Consider the following 17,795-nt stretch of genomic DNA (forward strand, 5'->3'; position numbering starts at 1 on the left):
AACGGCAGTTGCTCTGCTTCGGCCCCCGTTAAACCGCGCTGGCCGGAGACGGCTTGAATCCGTGGCCCACGGATTCAAGCCCGCCTCCGGCTCGTGTCCACCGTAAGGGCGCAACCACGGATAAGCCCATCGAATCAGCGTCCCCCTTCACATCGCCGCACCCGCTATGCGCTTCAACCCCATCACCATCAATCCGGCCCCCAACCCCATCGCTGCCAAAAACAATGGGTATGACACCCACCACGGCGTCCCCGCCGTCATCATGCTGAACTCCGACATGCCGCCAATGCTGGCGATCAGGTTAAGCGGCAGGAACACCACGTTGATCAGGGTCAGCTTGCGCAGTAGGTTGTTCATGCTGTTGTTCATCAGGTTGCCGCGCGCGTCGATCAACCCGGAAAACACGTTGGAATAGATCTCGGCCTGTTTGTAGCATTGGTGGTTCTCGATGATCAGGTCGTCGATCAGACCCAGAATCTCGCTGCTGAACTGTTCCTTCCCGGCATGGTTGCGCAGGCGCGAGAGCACCGCGCCGTTGCTGTGCAGCGCGTTGATGTAATAGATCAGGCTTTCACTGAGGTTGAACATCTGCATCAGGTGATGGTTGCTCATGGACGCGTTGAACTGTTGCTGCAACTCCCGCGCGACCAGCTTGATCACCTTGAGGTGGCCCAGGTAGTGGTGGATGTTGTTCAGCAGCAGGTCAAGCAACACGTCGAGCGGCGTATGCAGCGGCCGGCGCTTGCCCAGGCCGGTCAGCGGGGTTTCGTCGGGGGCGATCACCAGCAGGCGGCCAGGCGAAAACAACAAGCCGCAGGATGACACTTCGAACACCAGGTTGCCGCCACCGGAGTAGTTTTCCGGGCGCTTCCAGATCAGGAACAGGTTGTCGGGGTGGAATTCGATACGTGACACTTCGTCGGGATCGAGCGCCGAGGCCAGGGCATGTTCATCCAGCTTGTGGTGGTCGCGCAGCCATTCACGCTCGACCAGGTCAGGGTTGTTGAACAGCAGGATCGGGGCATCGTCATTGTCCCCGCGGCGCAGTTTTCCATCGGTCAGTTCAAAGCGCTGGATCATCCCGACTCACCAGGCCTGGCCCTGACGCTTCAACTCCAGGCGCCGCACAAACTCTTCCAGCACCAGGCTGTACAGGTCGTCCTGCAAGTAGGCATCTTCGATACCCGCGTCCAGGTTGGGGTTGTCGTTGACCTCGATCACCACCACCTTGTCGCCGGACTGCTTGAGGTCTACGCCGTAGAGGCCGTCGCCGATCAGGTTGGCGGTCTTCACCGCCAGTTCCACCACCGCCTTGGGTGCCTCATGGACCGCCAGGGTACGGCATTCGCCGTTGATGTCCTGGCCGATGGCCTTGTGGTTGTAGATCTGCCAATGGCCCTTGGACATAAAGTACTGGCAGGCAAAAATCGGCTTGCGGTTGAGCACGCCAATACGCCAGTCGTACTCGGTATAGAAAAACTCCTGGGCCAGCAGCAGGACCGAATGTTCGAACAGTTCGGCGGTGGCCTTGAGCAAGGCTTCCTGGCTTTCCACCTTGATCACGCCTCGGGAGAAACACCCATCGGGGATTTTCAACACCAGGGGGAAGCCGAGGCGCTCGCCCACCCGTTCGAAGTCCTCCGGTCGCTCCTTGTACAGAATTTCGGTGGCCGGCATGCCCAGTTGATGGCTATTGAGCAAATCGGTGAGGTAGACCTTGTTGGTACAGCGCAGGATCGACGCTGGGTCATCCATCACCACTAACCCTTCGCTTTCGGCTTTCTTGGCAAAGCGGTAGGTATGGTTGTCGACACTGGTGGTCTCACGGATCAGCAAAGCGTCGTATTCGGCCAGGCGCGCGTAGTCTTTGCGCTCGATCAGCTCCACATCGATACCCAGCCCCTTGCCGACCCGCACGAAATTGTCCAGGGCGCGGGCGTTGGACGGCGGCAATTGCTCCTGGGGATCGTGAAGAATCGCCAGGTCATAGCGGGCCATGCGTCGTGAGCGTGGCTGGCGCCAGATCTTGCGACTGAAGTTGTCGAGGGCGTGGGCGAATTGATCTTCCTGGTCATCGCGCAACTTGTGCAATACACCGGACTTGACCCCCTCTATGTGCCAGCCGTTATTCTTTCTGAATTCAACTAAGAGGATCGGGCACGGAAAGGCCTCAAATAATTGACGGGCCAACTCCTGCAACGGCTCTATATTGGTTCGACCAAAGTTAAGGGTCAGGGTAAAGCCTTCGGTATTACTGTAGAGATGATGACTCAAGGCTTTATCGAGGGTTTTATCCAGGTCATCCAACGCCAGGCCATACAATGACTTTCGGGTCAGTTCACTGATGGTGCGCACCGACGGGATTACCTTGTGCCCGCGCGCCTCGGCCAGCAGCGAGCAGTAGTAGCCGTGGCCCAGGTACTTGTAGCTGCGGCACAGGTTGATTACCTGCACGCGCTTGCCCGTCTCGTTTTCCCGGGTGTGTTCCAGGTATTCCTGGGCGGTGACGATGTCTTCGCTGGGGAAATAAGAGGCCCAATCTTCCTTGCGCTCGACAATGATCACGACTTGACTTGCGCCTCTGGGCAAAACAGAAAAATAACCTTTAGAAGTTATTGTCGCCGCGACAGTTTGCTCGGATACTTCACGCCAATGACCTTGTACCGCTGACATAATATTTGATCCGCTTTAGAGAACTCGACCTTTTCTATTAAGCACGATCTTTTAGAGAAGTCCCGTTTCGTTACGCAACTTTTACGGCGGTCATATGGCTCTTTTCTTTCGCGTTGCAACCCCCGGCGATGTGCCGGCATTAGTCGTACTGGAACAGCATTGTTTCACCACCGATCGGCTGTCACCGCGCAGTTTCCAGTGGATGATCAGCCGCGCCCACGGCCAACTGCTGGTGGCCGAACAGGACGGGCAATTACTGGGCTATGCGCTGCTGCTGTTCCATCGCGGCACCTCGCTGGCACGTTTGTACTCCATCGCCATCGCCGCGCACGCACGCGGCCTGGGCCTGGGCAAACAACTGCTGGCCCGCGCCGAGGCCTGTGCCGTAGAGCACGACTGCGCCTACCTGCGCCTGGAAGTGCGCACCGACAACCCCGGCGCCCTCGCCCTGTATGAACGCACGGGCTACCGACGCTTTGCCCTGATCAACGATTACTACGAAGACCATGCCCCCGCCTTGCGCCTGGAGAAGCGCATCGTCCAGCACCACGACGCGCGTCCGCAGAGCGTGCCGTATTACCCGCAAACCACCGATTTCACCTGTGGCGCCGCGTGCCTGTTGATGGCCATGGGCGCGCTGGTGCCTGCGCGCGTGGCTTTGCGCCGCGAAGAGCTGCAAATCTGGCGGGAAGCGACCACCGTGTTCATGACCGCCGGCCATGGCGGCTGCAGCCCCCAGGGCCTGGCGCTGGCCGCCTGGCGTCGCGGTTTTCGGGTGCGCATGCAGGTGAATGTCAGCGGGCCGCTGTTTCTCGATGGCGTGCGCGATCAACATAAAAAGGACGTGATGCGCGTGGTGCACGAAGCCTTCGAGGAAGAATTGGCCAGCAGCGACGTCGAGCAGGTACTCGGCGGCACGCTGGACTTGCCTCGGGTATTACGCGAGGGCGGGCAGCCGCTGGTGTTGATCAGCAGCTACCGCCTCACGCGCTCCAAGTCGCCCCACTGGGTGATGGTCACCGACTGCGACGATGACTTCGTCTACCTGCACGACCCGGATGTGGACCACAGCCAGCACCGCCAGCCCCTGGACTGCCAGCATTTGCCGGTCAGCCATGGCGAGTTCGAACGCATGTGCCGCTTCGGCAACAACAAATTGCGCGCGGCGGTGCTCGTGTTTACGCGGTAAACGCTCAGGCCACCTGCTTGATCCCAGCCTTGGCTTCCAGCTCGCGCACCAGCGGCAATACGCGCTTGCCGAAGTACTCCACTTCTTCCTGGAAGTGCAGGAAGCCGGCCAGCACCAGGTCGACGCCCACCGCCTTGAGCGCGACGATGCGCTCGGCAATCTGCTGCGGGGTGCCGATTAGGTTGGTCTTGAAGCCGTCGTTGTATTGCACCAGGTCTTCGAAGCTGGACTTGGCCCAGTTGCCCTCGCCTTCCGGCGAAGCCTTGCCCGCTTGTTTGGCCGCATCACCAAAGGCGTTGACCGCCTCGGGGTCGGCCTTGTCGATGATTTCCGCGAGCACGGCGCGGGCTTCTTCCTCGGTATCACGGGCGATCACGAAGGCGTTGACGCCGACTTTCACCGAATGGTTGTTGGCGGCGGCCTTGGCGCGGATATCGTCGACCTGGGCCTTGATGCCTTCCGGGGTGTTGCCGTTGGTGAAGTACCAGTCGGACACCCGCGCCGCCATATCCCGCGCCGCCCGCGAGCTGCCGCCCTGGAACACTTCCGGTTGGCCCAGGGGCTTGGGCTTGAGGGTGTAGTTGTTGAAGCGATAGAAGTCGCCCTTGAAGGTGAAGTCGTCCTGGCTCCAGATGCCTTTCAAGGCACGGATGAATTCTTCGGAGCGGCGGTAGCGCTCGTCGTGTTCCAACCAATGTTCGCCGATGGCCTGGAACTCGCCCTTGAACCAGCCACTGACGATGTTCACCGCGATACGGCCATTGGTCAGTTGATCGATAGTCGCCAATTGCTTGGCCGCCAGCGCCGGTTGCCAGGGGCCGGGCAAAATCGCCGCAATCACCTTGAGCTTGGTGGTCGCTGCCAGCAGGGCATGGCTGAACGCCACGGATTCATGCTGGTTCTCCGCGCCGTAGCCGGCGGTAAAGCGAATCTGCGTTAGGCCATATTCGAAGCCGGCCTCTTCGGCCAATTGCGCCAGTTTGCGGTTGTAGTCGATGCCCCAATGGGTGCGTTGCTCGATTTTGCTGACCACCAGCCCACCACTGACGTTGGGCACCCAATAGGCAAATTTCACGGCTTGTTGACTCATCTGACGATACCTCGCACACAGGGATGTACCCAGGGCTTGAGCAGCAAGCGTGCCAGCCAGCGGCAAACGCCCATGCCATGGGTGCTGCGGCAAACCTGCGGCACCCAGCGGCGGTGAATGCGGATGTCAGGGTTTGCGACGATTTGTCGGTTTGCTGTTGCTGGAGCAACAGCGAACGCGGCAAATCCCCCGTAAACAGGGGCTCCGGCACCCGGCACGGAGTGTGCAATCACTCCTGGCATCGATCACTGCCCCGGAGCCTTTCCCATGACCGAACAACACGTCATCAACCCGCTGTCCATTGGCGTCGACTACCCCACCCTGGCCGCACGCTTCCGGCCGATCTTCCAGCGCATCGCCGAAGGCGCGGTGCAGCGCGAGCAAACCCGCGCCCTGCCCTATGAGCCAATCCAGTGGCTGAAGGACGCCGGCTTTGGCGCAGTGCGAGTGCCCGTGGAATACGGTGGCGGTGGCGCGTCCCTGCCGCAATTGTTTGAACTGCTGATCGAGCTGGCCGCCGCCGACTCCAATGTGCCCCAGGCCCTGCGCGGGCACTTCGCCTTTGCCGAAGACCGCTTGAATGCGCCGCCCAGTGCCGGTCGCGACCTGTGGTTCAAGCGCTTTGTCGACGGCGATATCGTTGGCTGCGCCTGGACCGAAATCGGCAACGTGGCCATCGGTGATGTGGTCACCCAGGTCACCCCGGATGGCGACCAGTGGAAGCTCAACGGCGAGAAGTTCTACAGCACTGGCAGCATTTTCGCCGACTGGATCGATGTCTACGCCCAGCGCAGTGACACCGGTGGCGATGTGATCGCCGCCACCCGCGCGCGCCAGCCTGGCGTGGCTCACAGCGATGATTGGGACGGCTTCGGCCAACGCACCACCGGCAGCGGCACCTCGCGCTTTACTGACGCGGTGGTCGAAGCGGAAAACGTGATCGATTTTGCTACCCGCTTCAAATACCAGACCGCGTTTTACCAGCTCGTGCTGCTGGCCAGCCTGGCCGGGATCGGCCGCGCGGCGCTTAACGATGTGGCGCAGCAGGTGCGCAACCGCAAGCGCATCTACAGCCATGGCAATGCCCCCCATGTCAGCCAAGATGCGCAGATTCAGCAAGTGGTGGGCGAAGTCGCGGCGTTGGTATATGCCGCTCAAGCCACTGCGTTGAAAGCCGCAGTGCCGGCGCAACGGGCGTACCTGGCACGGTTCGCCGGGGATGATGCTGCCGAGCGCGAGGCCAATGTGGCCGCCGAAATCGAGTCGGCCACGGCGCAGGTGGTGGTGTCGGAGTTGATCCAGCGTGCCACCAGTGAGTTGTTCAACGCGCTGGGGGCCTCGGATGTGCGCCAGGGCAAAGCCCTCGACCGGCATTGGCGCAATGCGCGGACCGTGTCGTCACACAACCCGGTGATCTACAAGGCGCGAATTGTCGGGGATTGGGTGATCAATGGCACCGAGCCGCCGTTTGTGTGGCAAATCGGCAATGGCCCGGCGAAAGTTTGAAACTGCCCCCTCTTATCAACCATGGGGCTTCACCACTTTTCATGGCGAGCGGGCGACTGTGGCAAGCGGACTTGTTGTGGCAAGCGGGCTTGCCACAACGGCGTACACCTCAAAAGGCCAGTTTGTAGCCAATGCTCATCAACATGATCGCCAGGCACGGGCGCAATACCGCGTCCGGCACTTTGCCGGTCATGTGGCTGCCGAGGTAGATCCCCGGCAGCGACCCCATCAGCAAGAAACCCAACAGGTGCCAGTCCATATTGCCCATGCCGGCGTGGCCCAGGCCCGCCACCAGGGTCAGGGGCACGGCGTGGGCGATTTCGGTCCCCACCAGGCGCCGCGTGGCGAGGAACGGGTACAGGATAAACAGCGCCACCGTACCGAGGGCGCCAGCGCCGATGGAGGTCAGGGCGACCATGGTGCCCAGCACGGCCCCCGTCACCACCGTCAGCGTGTTCAGGTTACGCGGGTGCATATGGTAATCGTCGCCGGCATGGCGTTGGGCGAAGGCCAACAGCCGTTGCTTGAACAGGATCGCCAGGGCCGTCAGCAGCAGCACCACGCCGAGAGCCTGCTTGATCACAGCGTTCATGGCGCTGGGGTCGGTGTGCAGGCTGGCGAGGAACCACAGGGTCAGCAACACGGCGGGCACGCTGCCCAGGGTCAGCCACCCGGTGATGGACCAGTCGATGTTCTTGTTCTTGCCGTGCACCAGCACCCCACCGGACTTGGTGATGGCGGCGTACAGCAGGTCGGTGCCCACGGCGGTGGCCGGGTTGATACCGAACCACAACAGGATCGGGGTCATCAAGGAGCCCCCGCCGACACCGGTCATGCCAACGATAAAACCAACGATCAGGCCAGCAATCACAAAACCAAAATTACCCACTTCCATCACTGCTACCTGCGGCCTTATAAATTTCTGGCCGCAGGATAGCGATTTTTCTTATAACGACTTATATCAATGTGATCTGACTTTATGCCTTTTTGGTCAGTTTGTGGCTGACGTAGGCTTGGGTCTGATAGGGGAATGCCACGGTGTCGCGGCCTTTCAGCGCGGGGTGGGTCGCGATCAGGGTGCGCAATTGTTCGGTCACCAGGGCTTTTTCAGCAGCGGGCAAGGCAGCGATAAAGCTCACGGAGAGGAAGCGATCCATGATCACTTCCTGCGGGCTGCCGACATGGTTGTAGGGGAAACACGTCACCTGAGGATCGGAAAAGTACTCGCCGGTGAACGCTTCGCGCCAACGCCCGGTGTGAAAACGCGGGGTGTCGCCCTCGTATGGCGTGATGATCGCGGTGATGGCGGCCACCCAATCCACCGATTCATCGCGCACATTCCACACCAACCCCAGGCGCCCGTCGGGTTTAAGCACACGGTGGATTTCCGCCAGCGCGGCCTCGGTGGAAAACCAATGGAAAGCCTGGGCACACACCACCGCATCGGCCGTCGCGCTTGGCAGGGGGATGGATTCAGCTGTGCCGTTGACCAGGCGTACGTCGGGCAGCAGTTTATGCAACTGCGCGGCCATGGCGTCCACCGGCTCGACGGCGATCAGCGTCGGTGCCAGGGTGTTGAGCAAGCGCGTGAATTTGCCAGTGCCCGCCCCCAGGTCGATCACCGTAGAGTGCGCATTGATCTGCAGCGTGTCGCTGAGCCAACCGGTGAGTTGCCGGGGATAATTCGGGCGGCCCTGGGCATAAGTGACGGCCTGGGACGAGAAACCCTGCTGAGCAGACGTGTGGACACCAGTCATTGCCAATCTCTCCTCGGGTAAAACGGGGGCACAGTGTGCGCCCTTCCCGGCCAACTTTCTAATCGGCCTGACTGGGCAACCACACACGAAACCGGGCGCCGCCCAACGGCGAGGCCTGGGCGGTCAAGGTGCCGCCCTGGGCTTCGAGGGCGCGCCGGCTGATCGCCAGGCCCAGGCCGAAGCCACCGGTGGCGCGGTCGCGGCTGCGGTCAAGGCGATAGAACGGTTCGAAGATGCGTTCGCGCTGATCCAGCGGGATGCCGATACCGTCGTCATCGACCCAGATTTCACAGCCCTTGGGGCAGACCTTGACGCCTAACTGGATGCGCTTGTCACAGTAGCGCGTCGCGTTGCGCAACAGGTTTTGCAGGGCACGCGCGGTCAAGCGCGGGTCAAGACTGAAGCGCTCGACGCTGCAGTCGAGGACTACGTCGATGACAATCTCGGGGTTTTCCAGTTCGTCATCGACGCTGCCCAATACGCTGTCGATAAACTCGTCGAGCACCACGTCGACCCGCTCCGGCAGTTGCGCGGGGTTTTGCAGGCGACTGTAGGAAAGCAATTCCAACACCAGCTCATCCAGCTCACGAATATGGGCCACCAGGCTTTGCAGGCGCTCACGGCTGGCCTGCGGCAAGTCTTCGGACAGCGCCAGGGCCAGGCCGAAGTCCAGGCGCGTCAACGGCGTGCGCAGCTCGTGGGACACGGCGTTGAGCAAGTCTCGCTGCTGGTTCAGCAGGTGCTCGATATCGTCGGCCATGGTGTCGAACACCGCCGCCAGGCTGCCGATATTGGAGCTGGGTGGGATATGCGTGCGTGCACCCAGGTTGCCCTTGCCCAATTGCGCGGCGGTGCTTTTGAGGCGCTCCAGGTCGCGCCAATGGGGGCGCAGCCACACCAACAGGCAGGCCAGTAACGCGGCGCCGATCAGCACGTTCATCGACCAGTACAGCAGGTTCATGTCCAGCGGGTCCGGCGGCACGGTCAGCTTGACCGCGAACTGCGCATTGATCGGCGAACTGATTTCCTCCATCCAGCCCCACTCGCCCAGGTGAATCACCGGTTTGCCTTGTGCCAGCAGCGCCTCTTCTTCAGGGGTGTAGCGCGCATCCTGGCGCAGCAGCAGTTCGACTTTCAGCGGTGCGAAATCGCGGCCCAGTTGCTCCGTGACCTGGGACCAGCGCTCCACTGGCGCCCGCTGGTACTGTTTGACGATCAGGGTTTGCATGCCCCGGGACTGCTCGACGTTGTAGGCCAGGTAACGGTGTTCGAAGACCTGGACCACCAGCTTGGGAATCAGGTAGATCGCCGCGCTGAAGGTGACGATGGTGATCAGGTAGAGGCGTAGCAGCACACGAAACATGGATCAGCATTCCCACTCGGAACGACTGAACAGGTAGCCCTTGCCCCACACGGTCTTGATCTTGCGCGCCTCGCCAGCATGGTCGTCGAATTTGCGGCGCAGCTTGGAAATCGCCACGTCCACCGAGCGGTCGGTGCCATTGAACTCGATGCCGCGCAGGCGTTGCAGGATCTGGTCGCGGCTGAGCACCTCGCCGGCATGCCGTGCCAGCACCACCAGCAGGTTGTATTCACCGCTGGACAACTCCACCGCCTGCTCACGCCAACTCACGGTGCGTTCCGACAGGTCGATGCACAGGTTGCCCATGACGATCTGGTCGTTGGCCACCTGGGGCTCCGACAGACTGCTGCGGCGCAGCAATGTGCGGACACGGGCTAGCAACACGCGCGGTTCGCAGGGTTTGGTCACATAGTCATCGGCGCCCATTTCCAGGCCCAGCACCTGGTCATGGCTGTCATCACGGGCGGTCAGCATCAGGATCGGCAGGCCCGCCGAGTCGGCGCGCAGCAAGCGGCACACTTGCAAGCCGTCGAGACCGGGCAGCATCAGGTCGAGGATCACCAGGTCGGGCGGGTTGAGGCGCGCGCGTTCGCGCACATGATCGCCCCGGCTGAGCACACTGACGTGGTAACCGTTGCGTTCCAGGTAGCTGGCAATCAGCTCGGAGAGAGCGGCGTCGTCTTCGACCAGGAGGATGTTGGGCATGATGTTTCCAGAAATACAGTGATGTGTCGTTCACAAATCCCATGTGGGAGCAGGCTTGCCTGCTATGGCGGTGCTTCAGATACAGAGTCGTTGACTGATTCACCGCGATCGGGGGCAAGCCCCCTCCCACATTTGATCCTCATTGTAAGCAAGGTTGTGCAAGGATATACGCCCCCGGTGCCCTGCGGGCTGCACCTTACATTTCTTCACAGACGACCTACACAGCTTCACAGCACCACGGCGCAGGTGACCTTAGGATGTGCCAGTCAATATTGGGATAAGAGCATGTCGAAGAATCTGTTTGCGCCGTTTTGCCTGTTGGCCCTAACGCTGGCACTCAGCGCCTGTGACAAGTCGGCCGGTGAGGCACCGGCAACGCCCCCGGTCAAAGTGAGGATCGAAACCCTTGCAGCCAAGCCCCTGTCCATCACCAGCGAATTGAGCGGGCGTATCGCCGCGCCGCGCATTGCCGAAGTGCGTGCGCGGGTCGCCGGGGTGGTGATGCAACAGGTGTTCAAGGAAGGCCATGACGTCAAACAGGGCGACGTGCTGTTTCGCATCGACCCAGCACCGTTCAAGGCCGACCTGGACAGTGCCCAGGCCAACCTGAGCAAAGCCGAGGCCAATGCGTTCCAGGCGCGCCTACAGGAGCAGCGCTACAGCCAGTTGGTGGAAGGCAATGCCATCAGCGGCCAGGACTACGACAACGCCCGCGCCGCCGTGCGCCAGACCAACGCCGAAGTCGCCGCCAACAAGGCCGCCGTCGAGCGCGCCAGGCTGAACCTGGGCTATGCCACCGTGACCGCGCCGATTTCCGGGCGCATCGGCCGCGCACTGGTAACCGAGGGTGCGCTGGTCGGCCAGAACGAGGCCACGCCACTGGCGCTTATCCAGCAACTGGACCCGATTCACGCCGACCTGACCCAGTCCACCCGCGAGCTGAACGACCTGCGCCGCGCCTTCCGCGCGGGCAGCTTGAAGCAAGTCGGCCAGGACCAGGCCAAGGCCACGTTGATCCAGGACGACGGCAGCCTGTATCCGCTGCCAGGCAAGTTGCTGTTCGCCGAAATCAGCGTCGACCCGGGCACCGGTCAAATCATCCTGCGCAGCGAGTTCCCCAACCCCGACCTCGACCTGTTGCCCGGCAGCTTCGTGCGCGTGCGCCTGGAACAGGCCGTCGACAAACAAGGCATCAGCGTGCCGCAACGCGCCATCACCCGTGATAGCGCCGGTATCCCCATGGTGCTGTTGCTGGACGCCGAACAAACCGTGAGCCTGCAACCGGTGGAACTGGGCGCGGTCATCGAAGACCGCTGGATCGTCAGCAGCGGCCTCAAGGCCGGCGACCGTATCGTCGTCGAGGGCCTGCAACACGCGCGGCCCGGTGAAAAAGTTGAAGTGGACGACAGCCCGCTCGTAAAGGAATAACCCGCCATGCCGCAGTTTTTTATTGACCGCCCGGTGTTCGCCTGGGTGGTGGCCATGTTCATCCTGCTGGCCGGTGCGCTGGCCATCCCGCAGTTGCCGGTGGCCCAGTACCCCGACGTCGCACCACCGAAAGTGGAAATCTACGCGGTGTACCCGGGCGCTTCGGCCCAGACCCTGGATGAAAGTGTGGTCAGCCTGATCGAGCAGGAGCTCAACGGTGCCGATCACCTGCTGTATTTCGAATCCCAGAGCAGCCTGGGTTCGGCAACCATTACCGCGACCTTCCAGCCGGGCACCAACCCGGAAATGGCCCAGGTCGATGTGCAGAACCGCCTCAAGGCGGTGGAGCCGCGCCTGCCCCAAGCCGTGACCCAGCAAGGTTTGCGGGTGGAGAAAGTGTCTGCCGGCTTCCTGCTGCTGGTCACGCTCACCTCCAACGACGGCAAGCTCGACGACGTGGCGCTCAGCGATTACCTGGCGCGCAACGTGATGAACGAGCTCAAGCGCCTGGACGGGGTGGGCAAGGCCCAGTTGTATGGTGCCGAACGCGCCATGCGCATCTGGATCGACCCGCAGAAGCTGATCGGCTTCAACCTCACGCCGGCCGACGTGAATGCCGCGATCAGCGCACAGAACGCACAGGTTTCCGCCGGCAGCATCGGTGATTTGCCGGGCACCAATACCCAGGAGATCACGGCGGCGATCCTGGTCAAGGGCCAGCTGTCTACGCCGGCGGAGTTCGCCGACATTGTGCTCAAGGCCAACCCGGACGGGTCCACCGTGCGCATCGGCGATGTGGCGCGTGTGGAAGTGGGCAGCCAGGAATACCAGTTCTCCACACGCCTGAACGGCAAGCCCTCGACCGCCGTCAGCGTGCAACTGTCGCCAGGCGCCAACGCCCTGAGTACCGCGACCCTGGTGCGGGCGAAGATGGACGAGTTGTCGCGTTACTTCCCAGCCAATGTGGAATACAAGATTCCGTACGACACCTCGCCGTTCGTCAAGGTCTCGATCACCAAGGTGGTCTACACCCTGCTCGAAGCCATGGCGCTGGTATTCGCGGTGATGTTCCTGTTCCTGCAGAACGTGCGCTACACGCTGATCCCGACGCTGGTGGTGCCGATCGCGCTGATGGGCACCTTCGCCACCATGCTGTTGCTGGGCTTCTCGATCAACGTGTTGACCATGTTCGGCATGGTGCTGGCCATCGGCATCCTGGTGGACGATGCGATCGTCGTGGTGGAGAACGTCGAGCGGATCATGGCCACCGAGGGCCTGTCGCCCAAGGACGCGACCAAGAAAGCCATGGGCCAGATCACCGGCGCCATCATCGGCATCACCCTGGTGCTGGTCGCGGTATTCCTGCCGATGGCATTCATGCCGGGGTCGGTGGGGGTGATTTACCAGCAGTTCTCGCTGTCGATGGCCACCTCGATCCTGTTCTCGGCGTTCCTCGCCCTGACCTTGACCCCAGCCTTGTGCGCAACGCTGCTCAAACCGATCGCCAAGGGTGATCACCACGCCAAGGGCGGCTTCTTCGGCTGGTTCAACCAGCGTTTTGAAAGCCTCACCAATCGCTACGAAGGCTGGGTGGCCTATGCCCTCAAGCGCAGCGGCCGTTACCTGTTGATTTATCTGGTGCTGCTGGTGGGCCTGGGGTGGATGTTCAGCCGCCTGCCCTCCTCGTTCCTGCCCGTGGAAGACCAGGGCTACACCATCACCGATATCCAGTTGCCGCCTGGTGCGAGCAAGAACCGCACGGTGCAGGTGGCCGAGCAGATCGAAGCGCACAACGCCGGGGAACCCGGCGTGGGTGATACCACCATGATCATGGGTTTCAGTTTCTCCGGCTCGGGGCAGAACGCGGCGCTGGCGTTTACGACGCTAAAGGATTGGTCGCAACGCAGCAGCGACGATTCCGCCGCGTCGATTGCCGACCGCGCCAACATGGCCTTCAGCGAGCTCAAGGACGCGATTGCCTATGCGATCCTGCCGCCCCCCGTGGACGGCCTGGGCACCTCCAGTGGTTTCGAGTTCCGCTTGCAGGACCGCGGCGGTGTTGGCCATGCGGCGTTGATGGCGGCACGTACCGAATTGCTCAACGCCGCTGGCAAAAGCCCGATCCTGGCCAACGTGCGCGAAACCGCCCTGGCCGAAGCCCCGCAGGTACAGCTGGAGGTGGACCGCAAGCAGGCCAACGCATTGGGCGTGGCCTTTGCCGATGTGGGCAGCGTGTTGTCGTCGGCCATCGGCTCGGCCTACGTCAACGACTTCCCCAACCAGGGCCGCATGCAACGCGTGGTGGTGCAGGCCGAAGGCGACCAGCGCAGCCAAGTGGCGGATTTGATGAAGATCAATGTGCGCAACAAAGCCGGCAAGATGGTGCCGCTGTCGGCCTTTGTCGAAGCCAAATGGACCCAGGGCCCGGCGCAGTTGACGCGCTACAACGGCTACCCGGCCATTGCCATCAGCGGCGAAGCGGCACCGGGGCACAGCACCGGCGAGGCGATGGAAGAAATCCAGCGCCTGGTCAGCCAGTTGCCGGCGGGGCTGGGCCAGGAGTGGACCGGGTTGTCACTGCAGGAACGCTTGTCCGGCTCCCAGGCGCCGTTGCTATTGGGTCTGTCACTGCTGATCGTGTTCCTGTGCCTGGCAGCGCTGTATGAAAGCTGGTCGATCCCCACGTCGGTATTGCTGGTGGTGCCGCTCGGCGTACTCGGCGCGGTCGTGGCCGTTTCCTTGCGCGGCATGCCCAACGATGTGTTCTTCAAGGTCGGCTTGATCACCATCATCGGCCTGTCGGCGAAAAACGCGATCCTGATCATCGAGTTCGCCAAGGACCTGTACGACCAGGGCGAAGACCTGATGAGCGCCACCCTGAAGGCCGCGCGCTTGCGCCTGCGCCCGATCATCATGACGTCGCTGGCGTTCATCCTCGGCGTGGTGCCATTGGCGATTGCCACCGGCGCCAGTTCCGCCAGCCAGCAGGCGATTGGTACGGGGGTGATTGGCGGGATGATCACGGCGACACTGGCGGTGGTGTTTGTGCCGGTGTTCTTTGTGGTGGTCATGAAGCTGGTGCGCAAAAAGAGCTAAGGCTTTTTGGGGGACACGGTAACTGTGGCGAGCGGGCTTGTCCCGCGTTGGGCTGCGAAGCAGCCCCAATAAGAGCGCTGCAGTGTGCCAGGCAGGTCCGGGGTTATGTTTTGGGGCTGCTTCGCAGCCCAACGCGGGACAAGCCCGCTCGCCACAAAAAATGCGCTAAGGTGCTCACAAACAGCCATTTGTGAGCCCCCATGCCCTTCCTCGCCCGCACCCACCCTCGCCTCTCCGCTGCCGCCGCCCTGGGCCTTGCCGCTGGCATCCTGGTGCCGGCCGACAGCGTCGTCAGCAAGATCCTCATTGGCTGGAACACCGGGGTCTGGACCTACCTGGTGCTGATGCTGTGGCTGACCATCCGCGCCAAGGCCCCGGACGTCAAACGCATCGCCGAGATCGAAGACGAAAACGCCGGCCTGGTGCTGTTCATCGTGTGCATCGCCGCCATTGCAAGTTTGGCGACCATCACCTTCGAGCTGGTGGGCAGCAAAGACCTGCCGACCACCGCGCGCCTGCTGCACTACGGCTTTACCGGGCTGACCGTGATCGGCTCATGGCTGCTGATCGGGGTGATTTTCAGCGTGCATTACGCACGCCTGTATTACACATGGGAAGGCAAGGAGCCGGCACTGCGCTTTGCCGAAGACCTGCGCACCCCCAACTACTGGGACTTCCTGTATTTCTCCTTCACCATCGGCGTGGCCGTGCAAACGGCGGACGTGGGGGTGGCGACCCGCGCCATGCGCAAAGTGGTGCTGGGGCAATCGTTGATCGGGTTTCTGTTCAACACGGCGATCCTGGGCTTCTCGATCAATATCGCTGCGGGCCTGTTTGGTTGAGGCTCAATCGCTCTTCTATCCGACGAGTGGCTCCCTGACCTGTTAGTTCTGACAGTTGTGTGCAACGTCAATATGGCGCCGAATAGCCTCACGTATGCAGCCGCACTGCGTGCCGTAGAAGCGCTGATGTGCAACTGAAAATCACCGGCTGCAACCACTTTCCGGCGGGAGAAAAAATAATGCCAAGGCGAACGGCCTCAACCAGCAACCTCCTCCTCAACGGTAATTTCAGTCAATACGCAATGCACTGGAATACAACAGGCACTGTCGATTACTCCCGACAATACTGTAGAGCACTTACCGGTCAGGCCTCCCAGCAGGTCAATATCAACCCTGGTGCCAGTTACTTACTGCGCATGTGGAGTCAAGTGATCTTCAAGGGTGCTGGCGCGGTGGTGATCACCTCTGAGCCCTCGGGTACAGCCGATCGTATTGAGCTCGATGCTTTTCATCTGTGGACCAAACGAGAGTTCAACTATTCCCCTCCCGCCGGTACAACCTCCGCTACCGTCACCGTCACGGGCACGACAGGCGAGGTTTGTGTCGACGAGATTGAACTGCTCGTGGACACCACCACTCCAGTTCGACCGGAGCTGATCAGAAATGGCGATTTCATCCAAAATAACGCTGATTGGACCGTAGAAAGGCCTGGGCCAGCGTCAAGCGTCAACTTCACCGCCGGTGTCTGCAGTGCGAACCTGGGGGGCTTGATCTATCAGGACATAGCAGTAGAGCCCGGCAAAACCTACAGCTTTACCCTGATGGCCGCGAACCCCACAAGCGGGGACGGCGCGGCCCGGTTGTACGACGTGGCCAATACCGGCGTTATCTTGCTGGATATTGAATTAAGAGGGCCGGAAACGTTCCAGCCCTATCAACGTAACTTCCAAGTTCCAGCCGGTACGCACCAACTGCGTGTACTGATGGTGGGAATTACCTTTTTGAGACTAGACAGCGTGTCCTTCAAGCTCGCCTGAAGGCACTGCCGACTTGATTGAAAGTATTTGTGTGAAGTCGATAACCCAACACGTTGCGCGTTGATGTGGCAGTCCAGGTGGAGACGTAATCGCCAGGCACTCGACACGCTCCCAGCCCCCAAGGAGAAACGCTCATGACCGCCATCCACCGTCACCGTCCACCAAAACTGCATCTGGCCGCCCAGTATTTTAAAGGCATTATCGACGGCGAAGATTTCACCGCCAATATATTTTCAATCACCTGCACGGCAGGAAAATGGACGATCACCGGCAGTAGAGTCGATAGCAACGGCGTGACCCACAAGTTGCAGTTGTCGCTACCTTCAACTTATGGCATAGGCATCTATCGACTGGAGGACCATCCGGACATTCGGTTTACCTATAGCACTGATGACCTTTTAGAGCCTGTACTGCGATACGGTTTCTCCGGATTGGTCGAATTCAGGGCCATTGACCCTTCAAATACCCACGCCACGGGTGGACTCAGCGATATCCAAACCCGTGACGACGGCAACCCAGTCTCTACCATCTCTGCGCTGTTCAGCCTGGGCTGACGCCCGAAGGTCGTTAAACTGCACATACCAAAAAGGAAGCCGAAGCTTCCTTTTTGGATACATACATATGAGTTACCAGCTATAACGCACACCCACGTTAGCACCCCATGGTTGATCGACATGTTTACCTTTGCTGTGCTCGAAGTCAGCATGCAGCTGCAGGTTTTTCGACAGTGAGACCGCTACACCAGCACCGAACTCAGCACGAGAACCTGAGACGTCATTGTTGAACACATGGCCGTTGACCGATGCTTTATTGTCTTTCGCAAACTCATGCGCTACCGCTGTACGCAGGTAAGGCTGAACGATGCTGCCGTCATCCATTATAAAATCGCGACCTACCGTTACCCCCAGCTTACCGAGTGCCGAATGGGTGTTCTGGCCTTTGGCTTGCAGGCCATTGTCCAACCCATAGTTCTTGCCCTTGACCACAATAGTGGATGCCTGAGCAAACGGTTCGACAAAGAAATCATTCTCCAGCTTGATGTTGCGACCCACTTCTACCGAAGCGCCAATGCCGTTGGTGCCGTATTTACCCTTAGGGATGGTCTGAAGTAGCCATGTATTTCCCCGGCATACCACCTAGCGCAACTTTTAAACTCGCCAAATGATCAA

Annotated in this window: 14 protein-coding genes and 1 pseudogene; 7 read left to right on the forward strand and 8 right to left on the reverse strand. The window is 60.9% G+C overall.

Annotation, left to right across the window (positions count from 1 at the left end; genetic code table 11):
* Positions 1-147: 147 nt before the first annotated feature.
* Both AC1Q6I_RS17710 and AC1Q6I_RS17715 read right to left on the reverse strand, forming a co-directional pair.
* Positions 148-1,080: a magnesium transporter CorA family protein gene (locus tag AC1Q6I_RS17710; RefSeq protein WP_069075852.1), complete on the reverse strand. Its 933-nt coding sequence runs from the start codon at positions 1,078-1,080 to the stop codon at positions 148-150.
* Positions 1,081-1,086: 6 nt separating this feature from the next.
* Positions 1,087-2,673 (reverse strand): RimK family ATP-grasp domain-containing protein, encoded by a 1,587-nt coding sequence (locus AC1Q6I_RS17715; protein WP_102625448.1) that lies wholly within the window; start codon positions 2,671-2,673, stop codon positions 1,087-1,089.
* Positions 2,674-2,767: 94 nt separating this feature from the next.
* On the opposite strand from AC1Q6I_RS17715, the gene AC1Q6I_RS17720 reads away from it, so the two are divergent.
* On the forward strand, positions 2,768-3,862 hold the full coding sequence (locus tag AC1Q6I_RS17720) for a peptidase C39 family protein (protein WP_102625449.1): 1,095 nt from the start codon (positions 2,768-2,770) through the stop codon (positions 3,860-3,862).
* Between the two features lie 4 nt (positions 3,863-3,866).
* Here the strand turns inward: AC1Q6I_RS17720 and sfnG are convergent, their stop codons facing one another.
* Positions 3,867-4,952 carry a dimethylsulfone monooxygenase SfnG gene (gene sfnG, locus AC1Q6I_RS17725; RefSeq protein ID WP_024075799.1) on the reverse strand — a complete coding sequence of 362 codons (1,086 nt, stop codon included), beginning with the start codon at positions 4,950-4,952 and terminating at the stop codon, positions 3,867-3,869.
* 267 nt (positions 4,953-5,219) lie between these two features.
* Between sfnG and AC1Q6I_RS17730 the strand changes: the two genes are divergently transcribed.
* Positions 5,220-6,458, forward strand: a complete 1,239-nt coding sequence (locus AC1Q6I_RS17730) for an acyl-CoA dehydrogenase family protein (RefSeq protein ID WP_102625450.1) — start codon at positions 5,220-5,222, stop codon at positions 6,456-6,458.
* Positions 6,459-6,567: 109 nt separating this feature from the next.
* On the opposite strand, the gene AC1Q6I_RS17735 is transcribed toward AC1Q6I_RS17730, so the two are convergent.
* From AC1Q6I_RS17735 to AC1Q6I_RS17750, 4 genes are all read right to left on the reverse strand, one after another.
* A complete protein-coding gene (locus AC1Q6I_RS17735) occupies positions 6,568-7,353 on the reverse strand; it encodes a sulfite exporter TauE/SafE family protein (RefSeq protein WP_102625451.1) in 786 nt (261 codons plus the stop codon).
* 82 nt (positions 7,354-7,435) lie between these two features.
* A complete protein-coding gene (locus AC1Q6I_RS17740; protein ID WP_024075802.1) occupies positions 7,436-8,215 on the reverse strand; it encodes a class I SAM-dependent methyltransferase in 780 nt (259 codons plus the stop codon).
* 58 nt (positions 8,216-8,273) lie between these two features.
* A complete protein-coding gene (locus AC1Q6I_RS17745) occupies positions 8,274-9,578 on the reverse strand; it encodes an ATP-binding protein (RefSeq protein WP_024075803.1) in 1,305 nt (434 codons plus the stop codon).
* Between the two features lie 3 nt (positions 9,579-9,581).
* Positions 9,582-10,283 (reverse strand): response regulator, encoded by a 702-nt coding sequence (locus AC1Q6I_RS17750; RefSeq protein WP_024075804.1) that lies wholly within the window; start codon positions 10,281-10,283, stop codon positions 9,582-9,584.
* A 285-nt stretch (positions 10,284-10,568) separates the two neighbouring features.
* On the opposite strand from AC1Q6I_RS17750, the gene AC1Q6I_RS17755 reads away from it, so the two are divergent.
* The 5 genes from AC1Q6I_RS17755 to AC1Q6I_RS17775 all read left to right on the forward strand — a co-directional run bounded on the left by AC1Q6I_RS17755 (position 10,569) and on the right by AC1Q6I_RS17775 (position 17,180).
* Entirely contained in the window at positions 10,569-11,711 is a 1,143-nt protein-coding gene (locus AC1Q6I_RS17755) for an efflux RND transporter periplasmic adaptor subunit (RefSeq protein WP_102625452.1), read from the forward strand.
* Between the two features lie 6 nt (positions 11,712-11,717).
* Complete coding sequence (locus AC1Q6I_RS17760; protein ID WP_024075805.1) at positions 11,718-14,807, forward strand: efflux RND transporter permease subunit; 3,090 nt, start codon at positions 11,718-11,720, stop codon at positions 14,805-14,807.
* A gap of 200 nt (positions 14,808-15,007) precedes the next feature.
* Positions 15,008-15,649 (forward strand): DUF1345 domain-containing protein, encoded by a 642-nt coding sequence (locus AC1Q6I_RS17765; RefSeq protein ID WP_024075806.1) that lies wholly within the window; start codon positions 15,008-15,010, stop codon positions 15,647-15,649.
* Positions 15,650-15,777: 128 nt separating this feature from the next.
* Entirely contained in the window at positions 15,778-16,626 is an 849-nt protein-coding gene (locus AC1Q6I_RS17770; RefSeq protein WP_146015790.1) for a hypothetical protein, read from the forward strand.
* Between the two features lie 134 nt (positions 16,627-16,760).
* A complete protein-coding gene (locus AC1Q6I_RS17775; RefSeq protein ID WP_024075808.1) occupies positions 16,761-17,180 on the forward strand; it encodes a hypothetical protein in 420 nt (139 codons plus the stop codon).
* A 72-nt stretch (positions 17,181-17,252) separates the two neighbouring features.
* On the opposite strand, the pseudogene AC1Q6I_RS17780 reads toward AC1Q6I_RS17775, so the two are convergent.
* Positions 17,253-17,729, reverse strand: a pseudogene (locus AC1Q6I_RS17780) (autotransporter outer membrane beta-barrel domain-containing protein); the annotation flags it as partial.
* Between the last annotated feature and the right edge of the window lie 66 nt (positions 17,730-17,795).

This window comes from Pseudomonas sp. MPR-R2A5 (assembly GCF_058793055.1).